The organism is Pseudomonas sp. Irchel 3H7, from assembly GCF_900187605.1.
Taxonomy (GTDB): Bacteria; Pseudomonadota; Gammaproteobacteria; order Pseudomonadales; family Pseudomonadaceae; genus Aquipseudomonas.
In genome coordinates, this window is sequence record NZ_FYEA01000002.1 from 138,719 (window position 1) to 163,743 (window position 25,025).

The following is a 25,025-nucleotide window of genomic DNA, read 5'->3' on the forward strand; positions in this document are numbered from 1 at the left end:
CCGTCGATCTTGCTGTCTGTGGCCGTCAGAAACGTGCCAGTCGATAGGGCGTGCCACTTGGCAAAGCCGTTGCCGGGATTGCATCTGCACGCGTCATCCTCACCACCATCTCCGCCGTCACCGCCGCCTGCGTCAGCCCCAGATGCTGATGCCCAAAAGCAAGCAACACCTTGCCCCCACAGACCTGATCAATCACCGGCAACGAATCCGGCAACGATGGCCTAAAGCCCATCCACGGCGTCGCTGCTTCAGCACTCAGATCCTGGCGAAACAAGCCCTGACTCAACCGATGCAACTGCCATGCGCGTTCCATGCTCGGTGGCTTCTCCAGACCGGCGAACTCGACGGTGCCGGCCAGGCGCAAGCCTTCGGACATCGGCGTCATGATGAACTTGCGTTCCAGCGAGGTGACGGGGAAGGGCAGTCGATCATGTTCCTGCGGCAGCATCAGGTGATAACCGCGCTCGGTGTCCAGCGGTACTTTTTCGCCGGTGAGGGCGGCGGTGAGTTTCGCCGAATGTGCACCGCAGGCAATCAGCACGCGGCTTGCAGTCAGAGCGCCATTGCCGGTGATCAGCGCAACACCATGCTCTTGTACATGGCCGCCCTGAACCTGTTGCTGGACAAAATTCACACCACTGGCCTTGGCCGCTTCGACCAGTTCGCACACCACGCGATATGGATCGATGAAATGCCCGGTGCGCGGGAAGAACAAACCGCCCTGAATCTGTTCGCTGAGTTGCGGCGCGGTTTCGCGTATGGCGCCTGCCTGCCAGTAATCGACCGGCACTTGCTGCTGGTGCAATCGGCTCTGCAATGCCTGGATCGCCTGACGCGATTCGGGCCGTTCGAACACCAGCAACGAGCCATCGATCTTCAGCAAGTCGGGCCGCTGGATGTCGGCGAGCAGGCGCTGCCAGGCCTCAAGACTGCTTTCATTGAGCGCGCGCAAGCCTGCTACGGTGTTCTGAAAAGGCGCCGGCCGCAGATTCAGCAGCAACCGGGTGAACCATGGCAGGGCGCGTGGCAGGTATTTCCAGTCCAGCCGCAACGGCCCCATCGGGTCCATCAGCATGGCTGGCAGGCGCTTGAGGATGGACGCGTCGGCAATCGGAAACACCTGCTCGGTCGCCAGATGCCCGGCGTTGCCGAATGAGGCGCCGTGGCCGGGTTGCTGCTGATCGATGACCACCACGCGCAAACCCTGGCGAGCCAGACGCAGCGCGCAGGCGACGCCGATGATGCCAGCGCCGACCACGGCGATGTCGTGGGAGACGTTATTCACCATGGCGCTGCACTTCCCTGTGGCCATCAAGCAGACGCCGTAATTGCAGCGGATTGCCTTGTTTCAATGCGTCAGGCAGCAAGCTGTCGGGGAAGTCCTGATAGCATACCGGGCGCAGGAAGCGCAGAATCGCCGCTGTACCGACGGATGTCGTGCGCGAGTCGGACGTGGCCGGGAACGGCCCGCCGTGAACCATAGCGTCACACACCTCGACCCCGGTGGGCCAGCCGTTGACCAGCAAGCGACCGGCCTTGCGCTCCAGCGTCGGCAGCAATGCACGCGCCTGTTCCAGGTCTTGGTCATCCAGGTGCAACGTGGCGGTCAACTGGCCTTCCAGAAGCTCGGTGACCTGACGGATTTCAGCTTCACTTTCGCATTGCACGATCAGCGCCGCCGCACCGAACGCTTCGGCTTGCAGGCGGTGATCGGCGAGAAAGTCGGCGGCCTCGGTCACGAATACATGGGCCTGACACTGGTTTGGGCCGCTGCCGGGCTGGCCAACGCCGGCGATGCGCGTATCGGCACTTTCGGCAAGCGCATTCACGGCAGCCTCGTAGGCGCTGAAGATGCCCGGTGTCAGCATCGTCTGCGCCGGGCTGCGCTGAATGGTCTCGGCGGTGGCGGCGATAAATTTGTCCAGCGCCGGTCCTTCCAACGCGATCACTAATCCCGGATTGGTGCAGAACTGGCCCGCGCCCAATGTCAGCGAAGCCACGAATCCTTCAGCCAAAGCTTGCGTGCGATTGTCCAGCGCCGCTGGAAACAACAGCACCGGATTGATCGAACTCATTTCCGCGTACACCGGAATCGGTTCTGGTCTGGCCTGCGCTGCTTGAATCAACGCCAGACCGCCGCTGCGCGAACCGGTGAAACCCACCGCTTTGATCCGTGGATCTGTGACCAGCGCAATGCCCACTTCGCGGCCGGAGCCGTACAACAAGGAAAACACGCCGTCCGGCAAGCCACAGGCTTTTACCGCCCGGGCCACCGCGCGGCCGACCAGTTCGCTGGTGCCGGGATGCGCACTGTGCGCCTTGACGATCACCGGACAACCGGCGGCCAGTGCCGATGCGGTATCACCGCCCGCCACTGAGAACGCCAGCGGAAAGTTGCTTGCGCCAAACACCGCGACCGGTCCCAGCGCAATCTGCCGTTGACGCAGATCGGCGCGCGGCAGCGGTTGACGTTGCGGCAGCGCGCTATCGACACGCACATCCAGCCATTCACCGGCTCGCACCGTGCGGGCGAACATTCTTAATTGCTGGCAAGTACGCCCGCGTTCGCCCAGCAGTCGCGCGTGCGGCAGGCCGGTTTCCGCGTGGGCACGGTCGATCAGCTCATCGCCCAGGGCTTCGATTTCCCCGGCAATGCCTTCAAGGAATTCGGCGCGGACATTCAGGGTTGTCTCGCGATAAACATCGAATGCGGCCCAAGCCAACGCGCAGGCCTGTTCGACATGCCCGGCCGAGCCACCGGCATACGCTGGTTGCAGCGCTTCATCGGTGGCCGGATTGATCCCGCAAATGGCGCTGCGATTGCCGGCAATCGTGTGCTGCCCGATCAGCATGTGGCCCGTCAAAGTCATGGTGTCTTCCTGAAAAAAGGGAAATGCCTGCCGCGTAGCAAAACGCATCGCGGCAGGTGAGGCTGAGGTGTCAGGCGAAGTTCTGTTCCGCCGACCAGTTCTCGTACCAGTGACGGAACAGCGAATACTGCTTCTCGGCATACCGCCGCTGCGAATCGCTCAACGCATCGGTTTCGTTGAAGTGCAGGGTGTATTCCTTGTCGCCGTTGAGCACCATCAGGTGTTTGTAATACAGCACCAGGTCGCAGCCCTCATCGAACGACGACAGTACCGCCAGCGCCGATTCCAGTTCCCGCGCCTGGCGCCGTGCCTTGGCATCACCCTTGGCCGCTTGCTTGCTCAGCGCGACCAGTTGCAGTACTTCGCGGGGCAGGGCGTTGCCGATGCCGGTAATGGCGCCGGTGGCGTTGCAGTTGACAAAACCGTGGACCACTTGCGTGTCGACGCCGACCATCAAGGTCACGTCATCGTCCTTGGATGTGATGTTTTCAGCGGCGTAACGCAGGTCGGCGCCACCGCCGAATTCTTTGAAACCGATCAGGTTCGGGTACTCGCGGCGCAATTCGAAGAACAGGTCGGCGCGGGTGGCGAAGCCGTAGTAAGGGCTGTTGTAGATCACCGCCGGCAGATTCGGCGCGGCTTGCAGGATGGCGGCGAAATGGGCTTTTTGCGCCGTGACCGAAGCACCACGGGACAGCACACGCGGAATCACCATCAAACCCTGCGCGCCGACTTTCGCCGCGTGCGCCGCATGGGAGACCGCTTCACGGGAATTCACCGCGCCGGTGCCCACGATCGTCGGGATGCCCGCCGCGACCAGACGCGCCACGCCTTCTTGACGCTCGGCCTCGGTCAGCAGCGGCCAGTCGCCCATGGAACCGCAATAGACCACGGCGCTCATGCCGATATCGATCAGTTCGCGACCCTTGGCCACCAAGGCGTCGAAGTCCGGTTTGCGCTGGGCGGTGCACGGGGTCATCAGGGCCGGCATGCAACCGGTGAAGATGTTGTCGCTCATTGTTTTAACTCCTTGGCACATCGTTCAAATTGAGGTGAAAAGTCTGCGCGGTGGCTCAGATGCCCCACGCGAACGGGTCTGCTTCGTCGATCAGCAAGGTGCTGTCGGCGGTCATGTAAGCGCGGCCGGTGATGAACGGGCGCACTCGCTCGCCGTCCCATTCGAAGCGGCCTTCGAACTGGCTGCCGGTGATGCTCGCCTGCACCCAGGTGGCGCCGGGTTGCAGTTTGTCGTCGGCCGCGAGGCAGGCGAGTTTGGCGCTAGTGCCGGTGCCGCACGGAGAGCGGTCGTAGGCTTTGCCAGGGCACATGACGAAGTTGCGGCTGTCGGCAACGGCGTCGTCTGCAAACAGTTCGATGTGATCGATGACGGCGCCGTCCTCGCCGTAAATGCCCTGATCTTCGAGGGCCTTGAGCATTGCCCAGGTGTACGCCGTGAGGTGTTCGACGTTGTCCATCGTCAATGTCTGGCCGTGCTCGGAGACGAGGAAAAACCAGTTGCCGCCATAGGCGATGTCGCCCAATACCTGACCGAATCCCGGCACGTCCACCGGCACCTGTTTGCGATGGCGGTAGGCGGGCACGTTGCCCAATGTCACCGAGCCGTCCTCATGCAACGTGGCGCTGACCGGGCCGACTGGCGTGTCGATTTTGTGGATGCCCGGTTGGATTTTTCCCAAGTACTGCAACGAATTGATCAGGCCGATGGTGCCGTGGCCGCACATGCCCAGATAACCGGCGTTGTTGAAGAAAATCACCCCGCACGTGGCGTCCGGCGAGACCGGCTCGCAATACAGCGCGCCGACCAGCACATCGTTGCCACGAGGCTCCAGCAGGCAGGCGCGGCGCCATTGGTCATGCTGAGTGCGCAGCGCATCGCGTTTTTCCACCATGCTGTTGCCGGGCAGGTCGGGGAAGCCTGTCATCACCAGACGCGTGGGCTCACCGCCGGTGTGGGAATCAATGACGTGTACTCGTTTCATGAATAGATTCCTTTAGGTGATTTCAGTAGGCGCCGGCAGGGCGCGCAGCCACGGTCGAGTCGGGGGCGGCGATTTCGCTTTCCTCATCATCGTCTTCCAGACGCAGCAGATGCGCCGGCACACCGGTCGCGGCGCCCCAGTAATAAATGCCGGTGGCGCATGCGGCGACGACGATCGTGTCGAACGGATGAGCGAGGATGCCGAGGCCACCAAAGGTGCCGAGTTTCGACAGCACGATGGTCACCGCGTAGAAGGCGATCAGCCACGCTGAACTACGCACCTGGCGGGCCAGATTGAGGTGGGCGGTCGGCACGAAACGGCCGCACAAGAGATAGACGACGAACATCAGAATCTGCAGGCCAAGCAGCCACGACACGGTGTTCCAGCCCGACCAGTAGACAATCAGCGCGGCGATGATGAACGACACCGGCCCGAGCACGCCCATGCACTTGACCCGGAACGGCCGTGGCATGTCTGGCGCATTGCGGCGCAGCGCGGCCACGGACACGGGGGCCACGGCGTAGCTCAACACCAGCGCAGCGGAGACCACGTTGATCAGCGCCTCCCACGACGGAAACGGCAGGGTCCAGAACACCGACAGGGCGAAGGTCAGCCACAGCGCCGGACGTGGGATGCCGGATTTTTCGTCGATGTGGGTGAAGACCTTGAAGAAGGTGCCGGTCTGCGCCCAGCCGTAGATCACTCGCGGGGTGGCGTTCATGTAGATGTTGCCGCAGCCGCTTGGCGAGATCACCGCATCGGCGACCACCAGATAAGCCAGCCAACCCACACCCAGTGCCAGTGCAATGTCGCGGTACGGCAGGGAAAACTCTTTGCTGATCCCGGCCCAGCCATTGGCGAGCATTTCGGTCGGGATGCTGCCAAGAAAGGCCATTTGCAGCAGCACATAAATCAACGTCGACAGCAGCACCGAGAGGATCAGCGCGATGGGAATAGTGCGCTGCGGATTCTTCACTTCACTGGCCACGGAGATGATTGGCGTCAGCCCCAGGTAAGCGAAAATCACGCCACCCGCCGACACCGCCATTTCGATACCGGACAAGCCGAACGGGGCGAAACCCTGCACGTGGAAGTTGGCCGGTTTGAAGAAGGTGAACAGCACACCGATCACCAGCAACGGCACGATGAATTTGAATACGCTGACCAGATTATTGGCCTTGGCGAAGGTCTTCACGCTGCGGTAGTTGAGCAGGAAGAAAATGCAGAGCAGACCAAACTGCACCATCCACCCGAGGATCGTCGGATCGCCGCTGCCAGCCTTGGTCAGCTCGGGAAACCATGCCGCCGCGTATTGGCGCGAAGCAACCACTTCGATCGCCACCAGACTGGAAAACGCAATCAGGGTGATAAAACCCATCAAGTAGCCGAGCAACGGCCCGTGGGAGTACACCGGATAACGCACCACGCCACCGGCACGCGGCAGTGCAGCGCCGAGTTCACAGTAGACGATGCCCAGCAACAACACGGCGAAGCCGCCCAGCAGCCAGGAAAAAATCCCCGCCGGCCCGGCAATCGCGGACACATGACTGGCCGCGAACAACCAGCCGGAACCGAAGATCGCCCCCAGCCCGATAAATGTGAGGTCGATCAGTGAAAGCTGTTTTTTGAACTTGCCTTGGCCTGACATGGCATCGCCTTCTTGTGAGTTATTGGATAGGCAGTTGTGTCACTCGGACGGCCAGACTTTGAACTCATCAACGGTGGGGCGATTGATGTTTTGCCGCGGGTTCGATGACGAAATCAGCACAATGGCACCGATGAAACACGGCCCTCGACACGCCTTGAACGATGCTGCAATCTGCACGCGAACGCCGCATGGCGGGGACTTGGTCGATCCACGTTACGAGGGGAATCTCTGATGCAGCAGGCGTTTTCGATCCTGGCCCAAGGCATGAATGGCCAGCGTCCGCAGACACTGGAGGAACTCTTGGCCGGCGCCGCGCTGTTGTTGCCGATGCTTGATGTGATCCCCAATGCGGCGATTTTCATCAAGGATGTGCAGGCCCGTTACGTGCTCGCCAACCGCACGCTGGTGCAACGCTGTGGCTTGAAGGATTTGCGCCCGTTGCTCGGCAAAACCAGTGCGCAGGTGTTCCCGGCACAACTCGGACCGGGCTACACCGAGCAGGATCGCAAAGTGCTGGAGGAGGGCTTTGTGCTGGAGGATCAGCTGGAACTGCATCTGTACGGCAGTCGCGAACCGGGCTGGTGCCTGACGCACAAGCAGCCGCTGTACAACCGTGACGGGGTCATTATTGGTCTGGCGGGAATCTCGGTTGACCTGCAATCGGCCAGTGAAACGCACCCGGCATTCGAACGGCTGGCGGCTGTCGATGAGCATATTCGCGCGAATTTCAATCGCCGCGTCACCCTCGGTGAACTGACGCGAATCGCCGGTATTTCAGTCGCGCAACTGGAGCGTTACTGCAAACGCGTATTCCACCTGACGCCACGGCAGATGATCCAGAAAGTACGCCTCGAACACGCGCACCGCTTGCTGCACACCGACCTGCCAATTACCGATGTGGCATTGCAATGCGGCTATACCGATCACAGCGCCTTCACACGCCAGTTCAAGGCCTCGACCGGGTTTACTCCGCGCGAGTATCGCCAGGCCACCTCACCCTGATGAAATGGTATTGAAGCGCTATGGAGCTGCCGAAGGCTGCGATCTTTTGATTCTGTTTTTTAAGATCAAGATCAACAGATCGCAGCCTTCGGCAGCTCCTACAGTGGAGTTACGTCAGGACAGTCAGCCAGGCCGAGAGCAGTAACAACAGCGCGAGTGCTGCGTTCATCCGCTTGAACGCCTTTGGCGATCCCATCAGCCGCGCACTGCCCACACCCAGCAACGCCCAGAACGTCATGCACGGCAGCGACACCAGCAGAAATGCCAACGACAACACCAGTAATCGCAGTGTCTTGTCACCACCGCCGACAAATACGCTGACCACCGCCACGGCCATCATCCACACCTTGGGATTGACCAGTTGCAGCATGGCCGCGCCCAGCACGCTGAGACTTTCGGCCTGCGTCTCAGCCGGGTCCAGCGATGGCGGCGCGCTGCGAAAGATCTGCCACGCCAGCCAGCTCAACCAGAGCACACCGCCCCAGGCCATGGCTTGCTGCACGCGCGGGTAGCGCAGCAAGGTTTCGCCGGCACCGAGGCCGACCACCAATACAATCAGTGCCGCCGCCGCGCAGGCGCCAAAAATGATCGGCAACGTGGCGAGCAGGCCTTGGCGCGAACTGTGGCTCAACACCAGAATATTGGTCGGCCCCGGCGTAATCGAGGCAACGAAAGCGAATAGCAGGAAGGGCAATAATGACGCCATGGGCGGATTCCTTGGAAGTAAACACAGGAAGCCATGATCGCCAGTCGGTGTACGTCAGTCTGGAAGGTTTGAGCAGCGCTTGCGGTAGTCGGCGGGGGTGAGTTGGTAGGCGCGACGGAACCAGCGACCGAGATGACTCTGGTCGGCAAAACCGAGCACGCTGGCGACCTGCGCCGGCGTTTCCCCCCGAGCCAGCAACTGACGCGCCTTGGCCAGACGCAGCTGGATCAGGTACGCGTGCGGCGCCAAGCCAAAAGCCGACTTGAAGGCGCGGCTAAGACGAAAACGGTCGACCCCGCAGACCCGCGCGAGATCATCGAGACCGATATCTTCATAGGTGTGCGCGTGCAGATAATCCCGCGCCAGTTGCGCCACCAACGGCAGGCGAGGATCGAAATCCTGGCGTTTGCGCCACGCGAGATGGCGCGTGAGCGAGCCGAGCAAGCCATCGATGGCGGTCTGGCGGACAATGCGCAGATCGCCGTCATGCAACGCATGAAAAGCGTGACTGATCGCTGTGGCCAGACGCGGATCCTGACTCAGCGTATCGGCAAAACCGGGCTGGCTGTCGGACGGTGCATCTTCGAACAGCGCGTGCATTTCACGCTCAAGCCAATGCGGATCGAGGTAGAGCATCGAATAGGTAAAACCCTCCTCGGTAGGCGCTTGCCCATCGTGGATTTCCCCCGGCTCCAGCAAGAACACGTTGCCCGGCGTACTGCGATGGCGCATGCGGCGGCAATTGAACTGCTGCACACCTTGCTCGGTGACGCCGACGAGGAAACTGTCATGCCAGTGCGGATCGTAGGCATGGCCCTCAAAGTGAGCGCGAATCGATTCAATCCCGGTGTCGACATCCTGGGACAGCTCGATCCAGTTGCGTTTATCCACGGAGGCTCCAGAGTTCGCCATTGAAAGGTGCGGCCCCATAAAATACCGCGCAATGATCATCGACGTTTAGAAGATTTGTGCAGGTGAGGGGACTAGACTCTGCAGGTCACGACCCCTTTGCCGGCAGGTGGAATGCGATGATTAACCGATGCTCGCTCTGGGGCATGCTCACCCTGATCGGGCTTAGCCTGACGCTTGGCGCAGGCTGCTCCAGCCGAAAACACTATCCACCCTCGGGGGTTGGCGATGCCTGCTACGCCAAAGCCTTGCCGACGGTCGGCGAGGGCGGTCTGGCCTGGGGCTCCAGCCTGAACATGGCCCGGCAGAAATCGTTGAACAACTGCATCCGTTATGCCGGGCGCTCCGGGGGCACGCCGGATACCTGTCAGGTGGTGTTGGCCAAATGCCGATAGCTTTCTGTTGACATGGTTGCTTTTGGCAAATATATAGTTGCTTTAAGCAATTATCTGAGTGTTTGCCATGTCCAGCAGCCATCTCCTCGAGCAAGCCGATGTTGTGCGCGGCTTCAATCGTTTTTACACCCATCAGATCGGCGTATTGCAGGAGCATTTGCTGCAAAGCGACTACTCGCTGACTGAGCTGCGCATTTTGTATGAGCTGGCCTCGCGTGGCGACCTGACCAGCGCCGATCTACGCCAGATGCTTGGGCTGGACGCCGGCTACATGAGTCGCATCATCAGTGGTTTCGAGAAGCGTGGCCTGATCCAGAAAGTCCCGTCGCCGACCGACGCCCGCGCCGCGCAATTGCACCTTACCGAGCTGGGCCGTGAAATTCTGATCCCGTTGGAAAAGGCTTCCCGTGAACAGATCGTCACCATGCTCAAGCGATTACCTGAACCGCAGCAAAAACGTCTGATCGGCGCCATGACGCTGATCCAGACACTGCTGCAAGGCAACAAGGATTCGAACTACGTGTTACGCGATCCGCAGCCCGGTGACATGGGCACGGTGATGCAACAGCAAGCCGCGCTGTATAGCCGCGAATACGGCTGGAATTCGGAGTTCGAAACACTGGTGGCCGAGGTGGTCGCCAAGTACCTGCGTGATTACGACCCGACAAGCGAGCGCTGCTGGATTGCGGAAAAGGACGGCAAGGTTATTGGCTCTGTGTTTATCGTCCGCCAGGATGAAACGACCGCCAAACTGCGCATGCTCTACGTCGACGCCAGCGCGCGGGGCTTGGGCATTGGCAGTCGTCTGGTCGAGGAGTGCATGCGATTTGCCCGACAGATTGGCTACCAGAAAATGACCTTGTGGACGACCAGCAACCTGACGGCTGCGCGCAAGATTTATCAGCAGGCGGGGTTTGAACTGGTGGAGGAGGAGGCGGTTCACAGCTTTGGCAAGGATCTGGTGAGTCAGACGTGGGCGCGGGCGCTGTGATCTGATTTTCATCGGCGGGTGCAGTGAAAAGGCAGACGAAAAAAAACCGCCTTTGCGGGGCGGTTCTTTTGTAAACCTTGGTTTGCGACCGAGGTTTTTTGCTTCACTAGCTGCTTTAACGTTCGCTCATGGTAGGAGTCTTTGTGCCCCCTTGCAAGGTTAAAGTTCGTAAGAAACTGGTTGTTTACGCTATTTCATTTTCATAAAAGGCTGGCAGAAATAATGGTTAACAAAACAGAAAATTACTTTTCCTGAAAGCCTCTGAATGAAGGTTATGATGCGGGCGCTCACTTGTTCGAGCAGCGGTGAGGCCAGGCTGGTGACCAAACGGTTTCATGCCCTTTGACACGGTTTTGCACCCGTGCCGGAATGATGTTTCGGAGGGATTTCAACCGGCCGCCTCACTAGCTGCTTTAACGTGCAGGCTGAAGGCAAGTATGATCCGGTAAGTTTGCTGGAGGTTTGGCCCCCAGCCCTGGAGGCCAAAACGTATGAAGCTTTTGCTGCGTACGCTGAGCCTTGTATGGAGATTGTTTAAAGCCTTTCGCTTTTACGAGTTCCTGCGAGACCACTTTGACGACCTGAAGTAAGGGCCGTTGAGGTGGGAGAAGCCCGTTTCAGTTTCGACTGGAACGGGCTTTTTTTGTTTTTTTAAAACTGTCATAAGTAGGATTTTTCTGTGTCGGATTTTTTTGCGTGTAGGGCATTTCTTTGGCAAGTGTAGGCCTAGTTCAAACCACCCCGTAATCCGCAAAAAAACGTTCGATTATCGAGCACCCAAACCTTTGTCCAATTGCCCACCCTCATACTCCGGGCGTACTGTGAGTCGTGATGCCTGAAACCCCGTGATCCCAAAATAACGACAACAACGAGCAATGCCCCATGGACAGCCATCTGCTGAGCGATCGCAGCAGCGTGTTTCGTCACGCTGACCCTTATGCCGTCTCCGACTACGTCAACCAGCACGTCGGCCAGCACTTCATCGGCCTGTCCAGAACCACCCACCCACAAGCCAGCCTCAACCACCGAAAACTGGCCGACCTCGATCTGGCGCGTATCAGCTATGGCGGCAGTGTTCGCGTGACCTCCGTGGCGCTGGAGACCGTGTACCACCTGCAAGTCCTGCTGCAAGGCAATTGCCTGTGGCGCGGGCATAAGCGCGAACAGCATCTGGTGCCGGGCGAGTTGCTGTTGATCAATCCGGATGATCCGGTCGATCTGACGTACTCGGATGATTGCGAAAAATTCATCCTCAAGGTGCCGGTCAGCGTGCTCGAATCGGTGTGCGACGAGCAGCGTTGGCAGCACCCCTCCAGCGGTATCCGTTTCCTGCGCAATCACTATCGGCTGGAGGAGTTGGAAGGCTTCACCAACCTGCTGGCGATGATCTGTCAGGAAGCCGAGGCCAGCGATCCGTTACTGCGGGTGCAGGAGCATTACGCGCAGATCATCGGCAGCAAACTGATTTCGCTGATGAACACCAATGTCAGCCGTGAGTGCCTGAGCACGCCGAACGTCAGCTTCGAGCGCATCATCGATTACATCGAGCGCAATCTGAAACAGGACCTGCCCGCCGAACATCTGGCCGCGCAGGCGAGCATGAGCCCGCGCTCGCTGTATGCTTTGTTCGAACGCCAACTCGGCGTCACACCGATGCAATACATCCGCCAGCGCAAGCTGGTACGCATTCACGCCTGCCTCAGCGACCCAAGCTGCCCGGTGCGCAATCTCACTGAACTGGCGCTGGATTATGGCTTTCTGCACCTGGGCCGCTTCTCCGAAAGCTATCGCCAGCAATTCGGCGAACTGCCGTCGCAGACCTTCAAACGCCGCCACTGACACTCCGCACTAAACCCTCGCGAAACATGCTGAATCATCTGCCGCGCCATCCTGCACAAAACGGATAGCGATCTGCAGGATTCGGCTATTGCCCCGTGCATCGCCTCCCTAATCTGACCTGGCCTGAACAATAACAATGGAGGCCCCGGCCATGTCCCTGGGAATCGATTACCTCAATGCCATGCTTGAAGAAGACAAGGAGAAGGGCGCCTACCGCTGCAAGCGGGAGATGTTCACCGATCCGCGTCTGTTTGAACTGGAGATGGCGCACATCTTCGAAGGTAACTGGATTTACCTCGCCCATGAAAGCCAGATCCCCAACAACAACGATTTTCTCACCACCACCATGGGGCGCCAGCCGATCTTTATCGCGCGCAACAAGGACGGTGTACTCAATGCGTTCCTCAATGCCTGCAGCCATCGCGGCGCCATGTTGTGCCGGCACAAGTCCGGCAACCGCTCCAGCTACACCTGCCCGTTTCACGGCTGGACGTTCAACAACAGCGGCAAATTGCTCAAGGTCAAAGACCCGAGCGAGGCCGGTTACCCGCAAGGCTTCAACTGCGAAGGCTCCCATGACCTGACAAAGGTTGCGCGTTTCGAGTCCTATCGCGGCTTTCTGTTCGGCAGCCTCAATGCCGATGTGAAACCCCTCGCTGAGCATCTGGGCGAATCGGCAAAAATCATCGATATGATCGTCGATCAGTCGCCTGAAGGCCTGGAAGTGCTGCGCGGTTCAAGTTCCTATATCTACGAAGGCAACTGGAAACTCACCGCTGAAAATGGCGCCGATGGCTACCACGTCAGCTCGGTGCACTGGAACTACGCCGCCACCCAGAACCAGCGTCAACAGCGCGAAGCGGGTGAAGCGATCAAAACCATGAGCGCCGGCAGTTGGGCGAAGAAGGGCGGCGGCTTTTATTCGTTCGATCACGGTCATCTGCTGCTCTGGACCCGCTGGGCCAACCCTGAAGATCGGCCGGCCTACGAGCGCCGTGACGAGTTGGCCCGTGATTTCGGCCAGGCCCGCGCCGACTGGATGATCGAAAACTCGCGCAACCTGTGCCTGTACCCCAACGTGTACTTGATGGATCAGTTCAGCTCACAGATCCGCATCGCCCGGCCGATCTCGGTCGACAAGACCGAAATCACCATTTACTGCATCGCCCCCAAAGGCGAGAGCGCTGAAGCGCGGGCCAAGCGCATTCGTCAGTACGAAGACTTTTTCAACGTCAGCGGCATGGCCACGCCGGATGACCTGGAAGAGTTCCGCTCGTGCCAGACCGGTTATGGCGCGGGTCGCGGCTGGAACGACATGTCCCGTGGCGCCACCCACTGGGTCGAAGGTGCCGACGCAGCCGCCGAAGAAATCGACCTCAAACCACTGCTCTCCGGCATGCGTACCGAAGACGAAGGCCTGTTTGTGCTGCAACACAAGTACTGGCAAGAAACCATGCTCAAGGCCGCTGCCGCCGAACCTCAACTGATTCCTGTGGAGGCCGTGTGATGAGCAACCTCTACGAAACCGTGCGCGATTTTCTCTACCGCGAAGCGCGCTATCTCGATGACGGCCAGTGGGATCAATGGCTGGAACTGTACGCCGCCGATGCGACCTTCTGGATGCCGGCCTGGGACGACAACGACACCCTCACCGAGGACCCGCAAAGCGAAATCTCGCTGATCTGGTACGGCAACCGTGGCGGCCTCGAAGATCGCATCTTCCGGATCAAGACCGAGCGCTCCAGCGCGACCCTCCCCGACACCCGCACCTCGCACAACCTGAGCAACATCGAAATCGTCGGGCAGAGCGAAGGGCTGTGCCAGGTGCGTTTCAACTGGCACACCCTGAGCTTTCGCTATCAGGTCACCGACAGCTACTTCGGCAGCAGTTTCTACACCCTCGATCTGCGTGGTGAACAGCCGCTGATCAAGGTCAAGAAAGTCGTGCTGAAAAACGATTACGTCCGTCAGGTCATCGACATTTATCACATCTAGTCGACACGGCGAGGTGCACCATGAATTTCCAGATTGCGCTTAATTTTGAAGACGGCGTCACTCGTTTCATCGAGGCGGGTGGCCATGAAACTGTCGCCGATGCGGCGTATCGCCAAGGCATCAACATTCCGCTGGACTGCCGCGACGGCGCCTGCGGCACCTGCAAATGTTTCGCCGAGGCCGGGCGTTACGACATGGGCGACAACTTCATTGAAGACGCCTTGAGCGCCGATGAACTCGCGCAAGGTTATGTGCTGACCTGCCAGATGCGCGCCGCCAGCGATTGCGTCGTCCGCGTACCGGCCGGCTCGCAGGTGTGCAAGACCGAACAGGCGAACTTCCAGGCGTCGATCAGCGCTGTCCGGCAGTTGTCCGAGAGCACCATCGCGCTGTCGATCAAGGGCGAAGCGCTGAGCAAACTGGCGTTTCTGCCGGGGCAATACGTCAACTTGCAAGTGCCCGGCAGCGAGCAGACCCGCGCCTATTCCTTCAGCTCGTTGCAGAAAAACGGCGAGGTCAGTTTCCTGATCCGCAACGTGCCTGGCGGCTTGATGAGCAGCTTTCTCTCCGGGTTGGCCAAGGCCGGCGACAGCATGAACCTGGCCGGGCCGTTGGGCAGTTTCTACCTGCGCGAGATCAAGCGGCCGCTGCTGTTGTTGGCGGGCGGCACCGGCCTGGCGCCGTTCACCGCGATGCTGGAAAAGATCGCCGAGCAGGGCAGCGATCATCCCGTGCATTTGATCTACGGCGTGACCAACGATTTCGATCTGGTCGAACTCGATCGTCTCGAAGCCTTCGCCGCCCGCATCCCGAACTTCAGTTTCGGCGCCTGCGTGGCCAATCCGCAGAGTGCGCATCCGCTCAAGGGCTACGTCACCCAGCACATCGAGCCGCGCCATCTCAATGAAGGTGACGTCGATGTGTACCTGTGCGGCCCGCCGCCGATGGTTGAAGCGGTCAGCCAATACATTCGTGAACAGGGCATCACCCCCGCGAATTTCTACTACGAAAAATTTGCCGCTGCGGCTGCCTGAAATCCTTTCTCGAGGTTGTCATGAACAACAGATTCTCCAACAAGGTCGCGCTGGTCACCGGCGCGGCTCAGGGTATCGGCCGCCGTGTCTGCGAGCGCCTGCTGGACGAAGGCGCGCAAGTGATCGCCGTCGACCGTTCCGAACTGGTGCACGAACTGCAAGGCGAGGGCGTTCTCGCGTTGACCGCCGACCTTGAGCAATACGCCGATTGCGCGCGGGTCATGGCCGAAGCCATCAACACCTTCGGCCGCCTCGACATCCTGATCAACAACGTTGGCGGCACGATCTGGACCAAACCGTTCGAGCACTACGAAGTCGAGCAGATTGAAGCCGAAGTGCGCCGCTCGCTGTTCCCGACGCTGTGGTGTTGCCACGCCGCGCTGCCGTACATGCTCAAGCAAGGTCGCGGCGCCATCGTCAACGTTTCCTCAATAGCCACCCGCAGCGTCAACCGCGTGCCGTACGGCGCTGCCAAGGGCGGTATCAACGCACTCACGGCTTGCCTGGCATTCGAAAACGCCGAGCGCGGGATTCGCGTCAACGCCACCGCCCCGGGCGGCACCGAAGCACCGTCCCGGCGGATCCCGCGCAATGCAGCCGAACCGTCGGCGCAGGAGCAGGCCTGGTACCAGGAAATCGTCGCGCAAACCCTCGACAGCAGCCTGATGAAACGCTACGGCAGCCTCGACGAACAGGTCGGCGCGATCCTCTTTCTCGCCTCTGACGACGCCTCGTACATCACCGGCGTGACCTTGCCGGTCGGTGGCGGCGATCTCGGTTGAGCACTATTCAAGGGACACAGACATGCAGCAAATTCTGATTGAAAGCCTGACGACGATCATCGTCGACCTGCCGACCATCCGCCCGCACAAACTGGCGATGCACACGATGCAGAAGCAGACCCTGGTGATTCTGCGTCTGCGCTGCAGCGACGGTATCGAAGGCATCGGTGAAGCCACCACCATCGGCGGCCTCGCCTACGGTTATGAAAGCCCGGAAAGCATCAAAGCCAATATAGACGCGCATTTGGCTCCGGCCTTGGTCGGTATGGAAGCCAATAACATCAACGCGGCGATGCAGCGTCTCGACAAGATCGCCAAGGGCAACACCTTCGCCAAGTCCGGCATCGAAAGTGCACTGCTCGATGCGCAAGGCAAGCGCCTCGGTCTGCCGGTCAGTGAACTGCTCGGCGGCCGCGTGCGTGACAGCCTCGAAGTGGCCTGGACCCTGGCCAGCGGCGACACTGCCCGCGACATCGCCGAAGCCGAGCAGATGCTCGAAGCGCGTCGCCATCGCATCTTCAAATTGAAGATCGGTGCCAACCCGCTGGAGCAGGATCTCAAACACGTGGTGGCGATCAAAAAAGCCTTGGGCGAACGCGCCAGTGTGCGGGTCGACGTTAATCAGTACTGGGATGAATCCCAGGCGATTCGCGGCTGTCAGGTACTGGGTGACAACGGCATCGACCTGATTGAACAACCGATCTCGCGGGTCAACCGTTCCGGGCAGATTCGCCTGAATCAGCGCAGCCCGGCGCCGATCATGGCCGACGAATCGATCGAAAGCGTTGAGGATGCCTTCAGCCTCGCCGCTGACGGTGCCGCCAGTGTGTTCGCCCTGAAAATTGCCAAGAACGGTGGCCCGCGAGCCGTGCTCAGAACCGCGCAGATCGCCGAGGCCGCCGGCATCGCGCTGTACGGCGGCACCATGCTCGAAGGCTCCATCGGCACGCTGGCCTCGGCGCACGCCTTCCTCACGCTCAAGCAGCTGACCTGGGACACCGAACTGTTCGGCCCGTTGCTGCTGACCGAAGACATCGTCAGCGAAGCGCCGCAGTACCGCGATTTCCACTTGCATATCCCGCGAACCCCGGGCCTTGGCTTGACGCTGGATGAAGAGCGTCTGGCGCGTTTTCGTCGCCACTGAATCAGGAGAATCAGCATGTTGTTCCACGTAAAAATGACCGTGAAATTGCCCGCCGATATGGACCCGTCATTGGCCACCCGGCTCAAGGCGGACGAAAAGGAACTGGCGCAACGGCTGCAACGCGACGGCGTATGGCGACACCTGTGGCGCATCGCCGGGCATTACGCCAATTACAGCGTGTTTGATGTGCCGAGCGTCGAGGCCCTGCACGACACGCTGATGCGCTTGCCGCTGTTTCCCTACATGGACATTGAGGTCGATGGCCTCTGCCGGCATCCGTCGTCGATCCATACGGACGATCGCTGATCCAGGGTTTCGAATCCATCCCTGAACACTGTGGGAGCTGGCTTGCCAGCGATAGCAATACACCAGCCGCCATCAATGCTGGATGACACACCGCAATCGCTGGCAAGCCAGCTCCCACAGGGGAAGGTGGTCTGTTCTGAAGATTCGCGTAAACCACAAAACAACAAGATGAGGTAACCACTATGACCGTGAAAATTGCCCACACCGCCGAGCTGCAGAAATTCTTCAAGGAAGCCGCCGGTTTTGCCAACGACGACGGTAAATCCCGGCTGAAAACCATCGTCCTGCGCATCTTGCAGGACAGCGCCAAGATCATCGAAGACCTGGAAATCACTGATGGTGAGTTCTGGAAAGCGGTCGACTATCTAAACCGATTGGGTGCTCGTTCGGAGGCGGGATTACTGGTCGCAGGCCTTGGCATCGAGCATTTCCTCGACCTGTTGCAGGACGCCAAGGACGCACAGATTGGCTTGACCGGCGGCACACCGCGCACCATCGAAGGCCCGCTGTACGTGGCCGGCGCGCCGTTGTGTGAAGGCGAGTGCCGCATGGATGACGGCAGCGAAGAGGGCGTCGCCACCGTTATGCACCTCGAAGGCCGGGTGTTCGATCTGCACGGCCAGCCCTTGGCCGGTGCCACCGTTGACCTGTGGCACGCCAACACCAAGGGCACCTACTCGTTTTTCGACCCGAGCCAGTCCGAATACAACTTGCGCCGCCGCATCATTACCGACGCCGAAGGCCGTTACCGCGCTCGCAGTATCGTGCCGTCCGGTTATGGCTGCGACCCACAAGGGCCGACCCAGGAATGCCTGAACCAGCTCGGCCGCCATGGCCAGCGTCCGGCCCATGTGCATTTCTTTATCAGCGCACCGGGGCATCGGCACCTGACGACGCAAATCAATCTGTCGGGTGATCAATACCTGTGGGATGACTTCGCCTATGCGACCCGTGAAGGCTTGGTCGGGGAGGTGGTGTTCCGCGAGGACGCGGTGTCGGGGCGTTATGCCGAGTTGAAGTTCGACTTCCAGTTGCAACCGGCGCCAGACGCCAGTGCTGAACAACGCAGTCAGCGGCCGCGTGCGTTGCAGGAGGCTTGATACCGAGTCGTCTGTGCCCCTCACCCTAACCCTCTCCCGGAGGGAGAGGGGACTGACCGAGATGATCTTGAGCGCTACGCCGACCTGAACGTTTTTTACCGAATCCATCTCGGTTTTTCAGGTCGATGTATAACGCAAGACAACCCGGTCGGCTCCCTCTCCCACGGGGGAGGGCTGGAGTGAGGGGAAATCAGGCCTAAGGTAATGCGAAAAAGATATTGGCTCTGCATTTTTAAGATCGTTTAGTTTTGTCGCAACGACGAATCAAAACGCATCAAACCGATAGACCCCGATTGCCATGACGGCACACGCTGAATCGATCACAGGTTTTTCAGGTTTGATTCACACGGGAGTGAATCATGCCGCATACCCTCGATATCACCGCATTACCGACGCTGGACCTGTCGCTGTTCGAAGGCACGGCGCAACAGCGTTACGAATTTCTTGAAGACCTGCGCCACGCCGCTCGCGACGTCGGGTTCTTCTACCTGACCGGTCACGGCATCGACAGCGCTTTGCTCAAGCAGGTACAGGCCCACGCCCGCCAGTTTTTCGCTTTGCCCGACAGCGAGAAAAACGCCGTCGGCATGATCAATTCACCGCACTTTCGCGGTTACAACCGGGCCGCCTCGGAGATCACCCGTGGCCAGCCCGATCTGCGTGAACAGTTCGATCTGGGCGCCGAGCGCGAGGTGTTGCCATTAGACGCGGACAGCCCGTTCTGGGCGCGGCTGCAAGGCCCCAACCAATGGCCGGCGGCACTGCCGGAACTGAAACCTTTGCTGCTGGAATGGCAAGAGGCGATGACGCGGATGTCGTTGCGCCTGCTGCGTGCGTTCGCTCAGGCACTCTCGCTGCGCGCCGATGCGTTTGATCAGCTCTACGGCGACAAACCCAACGAACACATCAAATTGATGCGCTATCCCGGCCAGTCCAGCGAGTCGAGTCACCAGGGCGTCGGCGCGCACAAGGATTCCGGTTTCCTCAGCTTCCTCCTGCAAGACCAGCAGGCCGGTCTGCAGGTCGAGATCGAAGAGGGGCGCTGGATCGATGCGTTGCCGCGTGAGAACACCCTGGTGGTGAACATCGGCGAACTGCTCGAGCTGGCCAGCAACGGTTATCTGCGGGCCACGGTGCATCGGGTCGTGTCGCCGCCCGAGGGCACTGAGCGTCTGTCTGTTGCGTTCTTCCTCGGTGCGCAACTGGATGCCGTGGTGCCGCTGTATCCGCTGCCCACCGCACTGTTGCGCGAGGCACGCGGGCCAGCGAGTGATCCGCTCAACCCACTGTTTCGCGATGTCGGCTGGAACTACCTCAAAGGTCGTTTGCGCTCGCATCCCGACGTCGCGCAGCGCTTCTACGCCGATGCGCTACTGCCGCCACCGCCCGTTCGTAAAACCGCCTGACTCATCACTCGCTCAAGGACTCCGCACATGATCAAGAAAGCAGGTTTGACCCTGGCCGTGCTCGGCGCGCTGGTGACGTCGTTCGGTGCGCAGGCGCTGGAGCCGTTGCGCGTCGCCGCTGACCCGGTGCCCCACGCGCAGATTCTGGCGTACATCCAGAAAATCGATCCGCAACTCAATCTCAAAGTCATCGAGATCCCCAACGGGGTGAACTCCAACGAGCTGTTGGTGCACGGTGACGTCGACGCCAATTACTTCCAGCACTTGCCGTACCTGAAATCCCAGGAAAAGGCCCTTGGCGAAAAACTCGCGGTGGCCGCCACGGTGCACATCGAACCCTTGGGCATTTACTCTCACCGGCACAAAAGCTTCGCCGACGTGCCGGTAAAAGGCACGGTCGCCGTGCCCAACAACGTCACCAACCTGAGCCGCGCGCTGTACCTGTTGCAGGACAACGGCCTGATCAAACTCAAAGCCGGCTTCAACGACCCGGCGGCGGATCAGGCAACGCCCAAGGACATCGCCGAAAACCCGAAACAACTGAAGATTCTCGAGATCGAATCGCCACAGATTCCGCGCTCGCTGGACGACGTCGATCTGGCCGTAATCAACGGCAACTACGCGCTCGACGCCGGGCTGGTGCCGGCCAAGGATGCCTTCGGCCTGGAGAAAGCCGAGCACAATCCTTACGCCAACATTCTGGTAACCACGCCCAAGCTCGAACACGATCCGCGTATCGCGCAACTGGCCAAGGACCTGACGTCGCCCGAGGTCGCCAAATACATCAGCGACAACTTCGCCGGCTCGGTGATTCCCGTGGCGGGCGGCAAGCCATGATCGCCGTCGAGCAGTTGAGCAAGACTTATCCTTCGGCCGCGCAACCGGCACTCGATCAGGTCTCGCTGAGCATTCCCGACGGTGCGGTCTACGGGATTCTCGGGCGTAGCGGGGCGGGCAAGTCGACGCTGCTGCGTTGCCTCAACCTGCTCGAACGTCCGGACAGCGGACGCATTTTGCTCGATGGCATCGATCTGACGACGCTGTCGGTCAGCGAACTGCGCCAGCAGCGCCAGCGCATCGGCATGATTTTCCAAGGCTTCAACCTGCTGCATTCGCGCACCGTTTTCGACAACATCGCGGTGCCGCTGGAGATTGCCAATGTCGGCAAGCCGTGGCGCCATGTGCGGGTGCGCGAACTGCTTGAGCTGGTCGGTTTGAGTGACAAGGCGCAGGCCTTTCCCTCGCAATTGTCCGGCGGCCAGAAACAGCGCGTCGGGATTGCCCGCGCTTTGGCCGCTGAGCCGGCGTACTTGCTCTCGGACGAGGCCACCAGTGCGCTCGACCCGGAAACCACCGAATCGATCCTGCAATTGCTGCGCGACATCAATCGGCAATTGGGCGTGACCATCGTGTTGATCACCCATGAGCTGGAGGTGGTCAAGTCGATCTGCGATCACGCCGCGTTCATGGCCAACGGGCGTCTGGTCGAAGCCGGGCCGGTGCCACGGCTGCTGGCCGATGCGCAATCACAGCTGGGCGCTTCGCTGCGGCCGACCTGTGGCTTGCCACTGGGCCACGCTGAGCCGGGCCTGAGTTTTCTCAAGCAATACGGCGTAAGGGCGGCGCACTCATGAACCGCACAGTCAATTGGGATGAAATCCTGCAACTGGTGTTCAACGCCACCGGTGAAACCCTGTATATGGTCCTGCTCGCAGGGCTGTTCACGCTACTGATCGGCTTGCCGCTGGGCGTGTTGCTGTTTATCAGTCGCCGCGACGGGCTGCTGCCGATGCCACGCTTGAATGCCGTGCTGGGTGGCGTGGTCAACCTCGGCCGTTCGCTGCCATTCGTGGTGATGCTGATTGCCCTGATCCCTCTGACGCGGCTGGTGGTCGGCACAACGCTGGGCAGCACCGCCGCCGTGGTGCCGATCACCATCGGCGCCTTTCCGTTCTTCGCGCGTATTGTCGAAAACGCTCTCGACGAAGTCGACAAGGGCCGCATCGAAGCCATCCTCGCCATGGGCGGTGACATCGGCCATGTGATCTTCAAAGTGCTGTTGCCCGAAGCGCTGCCGGCGTTGCTGGCCGGAATCACCCTGACGCTGGTGATGCTGATCGGCTTTTCCTCGATGGCCGGGGTAATCGGCGGCGGTGGACTCGGTGATCTGGCGATCCGTTACGGCTATCAGCGTTTCAACAATGAAGTGATGGTCGCCACGGTGGTGGTGTTGGTGATCCTCGTTCAGGGCGTGCAAAGCCTGGGCGATCGGTTGGTTCGTTCGCTGGCGCATCGCCGCTAAGGAATTGTATGAGTGTGCCGGTCGCTGTGGCCCGTGAGCCGCTGATTCGTGTACGAGAGTTGAGCAAAATATTTGGCGCGAGCCGGGCGCTGGATGCGGTCAGCCTGGACATCTATCCCGCCGAAGTGGTGGCGCTGCTCGGTGCCAATGGCGCGGGCAAGTCGACCCTGGTGAAGATTCTCGCGGGCAGCCAGACCGCCGACGCGGGCGAGATCTGGCTGGAAGGCGCGCCACGGCATTTCAGTTCACCGCTGTCGGCGCGGCGCTTCGGCATTGTCGCGGTGCATCAGCAGATCAATGAAGGCATTGCGCCGGGGTTGAGCGTCGCGGAGAACCTCCTGCTCGATGAACTGTGCAAGCCGGACGCGGACTTCTGGCTCAATCGCAAACGCCTGCTGGAACGCGCCGCGAGCATCGCCGCCGGGCTGGGTTTGACCTTGCCGCTGGAGCAGCCGATCGAACATCTCGGTCAGGCCGAACGGCAATTGGTGGTGCTCGCTCGCGCGTTGGCGTTGCAACCGCGCCTGCTGATTCTGGATGAGCCGACGGCGGCGCTTGCCGATGCCGAGGCGCAGCGCTTGTTTGGTTTGATCGACACCTTGCGCAGTCGTGGAGTGGCGATTCTGTACATCTCCCATCGACTCTCCGATCTGCAACGCGTAGCGGATCGCGCCATTGTGCTGCGTGATGGCCAGTTCGCGGGCGAGTTCACGGCGCGGCAATTATCCGAAGCGGTGAGTGCCATGCTGGGACAGGCGCTGGCCGAACATGTTTACCAGCCGCGCTTGGCCGGGCGCGAGGTGATGAAGCTCAGCGCCATGCAAATCCTGTCGCGCTCCGCCGCGTTCGATCTGAGCCTGCACGAGAATGAAGTCGTGGTGCTGACCGGCCTGTTGGGCGCCGGTAAAAGTGAAATCGCCGAGGTGTTGTTCGGCCTGCGTAAAGCGGCCTCGGGCAGGGTGCAACTGGATGGCGCGGACTGGCGTGCGGACTCACCGCGCCAAGCCATTCAAAGCGGGGTGTTCTTCGCGGCCGAAGATCGCGCCAGTCAGTCGCTGGTAGCTGATTTCTCTTTGCGTCGCACCCTGACTTTGCCGTTTCTTGAACGCTTCACCCGCGGCGGTTTCATCCGCAACCGCGCTGAAGCAGCAGCGGTCAACGCGCAAGTAGCAACGCTGGGGATCAAGACTGCCGGCATCGATGTGCCGATGAGCGCACTGTCGGGTGGCAATCAACAGAAAGTCGTACTCGGCCGCTGGCTGCTCGGCGAAGGGCGGGTGTTGATCCTCGATGAACCCTTTCAAGGCGTCGACGTGCGCGCCCGCCGCGACATCGGCCAACTGCTGCGCGACAGCGCCAAGGGCCGGGCGACGCTGGTGATTTGCGCCGATGTCGATGAAGCCCTGGAAATTGCCGACCGCATCCTCCTGGTACGCGATCACGCCGTGGTCGCCGAGTACCCGCGCGCCGGCCTCAATCGTGCTGATCTGGTCGCGGCACTGGCCGGCAGCGACGTCACCGAACATTCCCCTCAAGCCACGCCAAGGAGCAGAGCGAGTGCCTGATTCAAGTTCACTGTTATCGACCGAGCCGGCCCGCGCCGAACGTCTGCTGCATGTGCTGATCCGCTACGGCCTGTTGTGGCTGCTGGCGCTGATCGTGGTGTTTTTCAGTGTTGCCGAGCCGGCATTCCTGCGCGTCGGCAACCTGTTCAGCATCCTGCAATCGGTGTCGATTGTCGCACTGCTGGCGTTGGGCGTGACGCTGACCATGGCCGTCGGCGGCCTCGATCTGTCGATTGGCGCCGTGGCGGCGATGAGCCTGATGATCGCCAGTTACGTGATGGTCGTGCTCGGCTGGGGTGCGGTGCCGGCGGTGTTGATCAGTCTGGCGGGTGGCGCGCTGGTCGGGCTGCTCAACGGCTGGCTGATCGTCAAACTGCGGGTGCCGGACATTCTCGCGACGCTGGGCAGCATGTTCCTAGTGATCGGCGTGCAGTTGATTCCCACGGGCGGACGCTCGATTGCAGTGGGCATGACCTTGCCCAGTGGCGAGGAAACCGAAGGTACGTTCAGTGCCGCGTTTCTTGCGCTGGGGCGCGGGCGGTTGTGGGAGGTGGTGCCGATTCCGGTGCTGATTACCGCTGTGGTCGCTTTAGCCGTGTGGCTGTTTCTCGAACGCACGCGCATTGGTCGTTTGTTCTATGCCATTGGCGGCAACGAGCAAGCGGCGCGACTGGCCGGTGCGCCGGTGCAGCGCTTCAAGTTGTTGGCTTACGTGCTCTCGGCGCTACTTGCATCGCTGGGGGGATTGTTGCTGGCCGCGCGGCTGGGTCGCGGCGACGTCAGTTCGGGCAATGGCCTGGTGCTGGATGCTCTCGGCGCGGCGCTGATCGGTTTTGCCGTACTCGGCGCGAAGAAGCCCAATGCCTTTGGCACTCTGATCGGTGCGCTGCTGGTGGCGGCGCTGCTCAATGGTCTGACCATGCTTAACGCGCCTTACTACGCGCAGGATTTCGTCAAGGGACTGGTGTTGGTGCTGGCCCTGATGTTCACGTTCGGCCTCGCGCATCGGGCGCGTTGAGCCGCTTCATTCA

General features: G+C 60.6%; 24 protein-coding genes. 17 read left to right on the plus strand and 7 right to left on the minus strand.

The annotated features are described in order from the left end of the window. Window positions 1-25: 25 nt before the first annotated feature. The 5 genes from CKW38_RS04005 to CKW38_RS04025 form a co-directional block, all read right to left on the minus strand. Window positions 26-1,288 carry an FAD-binding oxidoreductase gene (locus CKW38_RS04005; protein ID WP_095111902.1) on the minus strand — a complete coding sequence of 421 codons (1,263 nt, stop codon included), beginning with the start codon at window positions 1,286-1,288 and terminating at the stop codon, window positions 26-28. After that, window positions 1,278-2,870 (minus strand): aldehyde dehydrogenase (NADP(+)), encoded by a 1,593-nt coding sequence (locus tag CKW38_RS04010; RefSeq protein ID WP_095111903.1) that lies wholly within the window; start codon window positions 2,868-2,870, stop codon window positions 1,278-1,280. Before CKW38_RS04010 ends, CKW38_RS04005 begins: the two co-directional genes overlap by 11 nt. Window positions 2,871-2,940: 70 nt before the next feature. Then, a complete protein-coding gene (locus CKW38_RS04015; protein WP_007916052.1) occupies window positions 2,941-3,888 on the minus strand; it encodes a dihydrodipicolinate synthase family protein in 948 nt (315 codons plus the stop codon). A 55-nt stretch (window positions 3,889-3,943) separates the two neighbouring features. Beyond that, complete coding sequence (locus tag CKW38_RS04020; RefSeq protein WP_095111904.1) at window positions 3,944-4,870, minus strand: 4-hydroxyproline epimerase; 927 nt, start codon at window positions 4,868-4,870, stop codon at window positions 3,944-3,946. Between the two features lie 22 nt (window positions 4,871-4,892). After that, entirely contained in the window at window positions 4,893-6,518 is a 1,626-nt protein-coding gene (locus tag CKW38_RS04025; protein ID WP_007916055.1) for an APC family permease, read from the minus strand. A 231-nt stretch (window positions 6,519-6,749) separates the two neighbouring features. On the opposite strand from CKW38_RS04025, the gene CKW38_RS04030 reads away from it, so the two are divergent. After that, window positions 6,750-7,520 (plus strand): AraC family transcriptional regulator, encoded by a 771-nt coding sequence (locus tag CKW38_RS04030; protein WP_093430807.1) that lies wholly within the window; start codon window positions 6,750-6,752, stop codon window positions 7,518-7,520. Between the two features lie 109 nt (window positions 7,521-7,629). Here the strand turns inward: CKW38_RS04030 and CKW38_RS04035 are convergent, their stop codons facing one another. Both CKW38_RS04035 and CKW38_RS04040 read right to left on the minus strand, forming a co-directional pair. Then, on the minus strand, window positions 7,630-8,226 hold the full coding sequence (locus tag CKW38_RS04035; RefSeq protein ID WP_095111905.1) for a LysE family translocator: 597 nt from the start codon (window positions 8,224-8,226) through the stop codon (window positions 7,630-7,632). A 54-nt stretch (window positions 8,227-8,280) separates the two neighbouring features. Continuing rightward, the gene (locus tag CKW38_RS04040) at window positions 8,281-9,117 is read right to left on the minus strand and encodes an AraC family transcriptional regulator (RefSeq protein WP_095111906.1); all 837 of its coding nucleotides are present in this window, start codon (window positions 9,115-9,117) and stop codon (window positions 8,281-8,283) included. Window positions 9,118-9,254: 137 nt separating this feature from the next. Between CKW38_RS04040 and CKW38_RS04045 the strand changes: the two genes are divergently transcribed. The 16 genes from CKW38_RS04045 (at window position 9,255) to CKW38_RS04120 (ending at window position 25,012) form a co-directional block, all read left to right on the plus strand. Beyond that, window positions 9,255-9,530: a hypothetical protein gene (locus CKW38_RS04045; RefSeq protein ID WP_095111907.1), complete on the plus strand. Its 276-nt coding sequence runs from the start codon at window positions 9,255-9,257 to the stop codon at window positions 9,528-9,530. A gap of 67 nt (window positions 9,531-9,597) precedes the next feature. Beyond that, window positions 9,598-10,521, plus strand: a complete 924-nt coding sequence (locus CKW38_RS04050) for a helix-turn-helix domain-containing GNAT family N-acetyltransferase (RefSeq protein WP_095111908.1) — start codon at window positions 9,598-9,600, stop codon at window positions 10,519-10,521. 882 nt (window positions 10,522-11,403) lie between these two features. Then, window positions 11,404-12,360 (plus strand): AraC family transcriptional regulator, encoded by a 957-nt coding sequence (locus CKW38_RS04055; protein WP_095111909.1) that lies wholly within the window; start codon window positions 11,404-11,406, stop codon window positions 12,358-12,360. A gap of 151 nt (window positions 12,361-12,511) precedes the next feature. Then, window positions 12,512-13,867: a benzoate 1,2-dioxygenase large subunit gene (gene benA / locus CKW38_RS04060; RefSeq protein WP_095111910.1), complete on the plus strand. Its 1,356-nt coding sequence runs from the start codon at window positions 12,512-12,514 to the stop codon at window positions 13,865-13,867. Further along, window positions 13,867-14,355, plus strand: a complete 489-nt coding sequence (benB, locus tag CKW38_RS04065) for a benzoate 1,2-dioxygenase small subunit (protein ID WP_095111911.1) — start codon at window positions 13,867-13,869, stop codon at window positions 14,353-14,355. Before benA ends, benB begins: the two co-directional genes overlap by 1 nt. 20 nt (window positions 14,356-14,375) lie before the next feature. Then, window positions 14,376-15,389 carry a benzoate 1,2-dioxygenase electron transfer component BenC gene (gene benC / locus CKW38_RS04070; protein WP_095111912.1) on the plus strand — a complete coding sequence of 338 codons (1,014 nt, stop codon included), beginning with the start codon at window positions 14,376-14,378 and terminating at the stop codon, window positions 15,387-15,389. A 20-nt stretch (window positions 15,390-15,409) separates the two neighbouring features. Beyond that, a complete protein-coding gene (locus tag CKW38_RS04075; RefSeq protein WP_095111913.1) occupies window positions 15,410-16,171 on the plus strand; it encodes a 1,6-dihydroxycyclohexa-2,4-diene-1-carboxylate dehydrogenase in 762 nt (253 codons plus the stop codon). Between the two features lie 22 nt (window positions 16,172-16,193). After that, on the plus strand, window positions 16,194-17,315 hold the full coding sequence (locus CKW38_RS04080; RefSeq protein WP_095111914.1) for a muconate cycloisomerase family protein: 1,122 nt from the start codon (window positions 16,194-16,196) through the stop codon (window positions 17,313-17,315). A gap of 15 nt (window positions 17,316-17,330) precedes the next feature. Further along, window positions 17,331-17,621: a muconolactone Delta-isomerase gene (gene catC / locus CKW38_RS04085; protein ID WP_095111915.1), complete on the plus strand. Its 291-nt coding sequence runs from the start codon at window positions 17,331-17,333 to the stop codon at window positions 17,619-17,621. 182 nt (window positions 17,622-17,803) lie between these two features. Continuing rightward, complete coding sequence (gene catA / locus CKW38_RS04090) at window positions 17,804-18,721, plus strand: catechol 1,2-dioxygenase (RefSeq protein ID WP_095111916.1); 918 nt, start codon at window positions 17,804-17,806, stop codon at window positions 18,719-18,721. Window positions 18,722-19,080: 359 nt separating this feature from the next. Further along, on the plus strand, window positions 19,081-20,127 hold the full coding sequence (locus tag CKW38_RS04095; RefSeq protein WP_095111917.1) for an isopenicillin N synthase family oxygenase: 1,047 nt from the start codon (window positions 19,081-19,083) through the stop codon (window positions 20,125-20,127). A gap of 27 nt (window positions 20,128-20,154) precedes the next feature. Continuing rightward, window positions 20,155-20,964, plus strand: a complete 810-nt coding sequence (locus CKW38_RS04100; protein WP_095111918.1) for a MetQ/NlpA family ABC transporter substrate-binding protein — start codon at window positions 20,155-20,157, stop codon at window positions 20,962-20,964. Next, window positions 20,961-21,761: a methionine ABC transporter ATP-binding protein gene (locus tag CKW38_RS04105; RefSeq protein ID WP_095111919.1), complete on the plus strand. Its 801-nt coding sequence runs from the start codon at window positions 20,961-20,963 to the stop codon at window positions 21,759-21,761. Before CKW38_RS04100 ends, CKW38_RS04105 begins: the two co-directional genes overlap by 4 nt. Further along, the gene (locus tag CKW38_RS04110; protein ID WP_007950374.1) at window positions 21,758-22,429 is read left to right on the plus strand and encodes a methionine ABC transporter permease; all 672 of its coding nucleotides are present in this window, start codon (window positions 21,758-21,760) and stop codon (window positions 22,427-22,429) included. Before CKW38_RS04105 ends, CKW38_RS04110 begins: the two co-directional genes overlap by 4 nt. 8 nt (window positions 22,430-22,437) lie before the next feature. Next, a complete protein-coding gene (locus CKW38_RS04115) occupies window positions 22,438-23,994 on the plus strand; it encodes a sugar ABC transporter ATP-binding protein (RefSeq protein ID WP_007916087.1) in 1,557 nt (518 codons plus the stop codon). Continuing rightward, complete coding sequence (locus tag CKW38_RS04120; protein ID WP_007916088.1) at window positions 23,987-25,012, plus strand: ABC transporter permease; 1,026 nt, start codon at window positions 23,987-23,989, stop codon at window positions 25,010-25,012. The genes CKW38_RS04115 and CKW38_RS04120 overlap by 8 nt, the downstream gene beginning before the upstream one ends. Window positions 25,013-25,025: the final 13 nt, after the last annotated feature.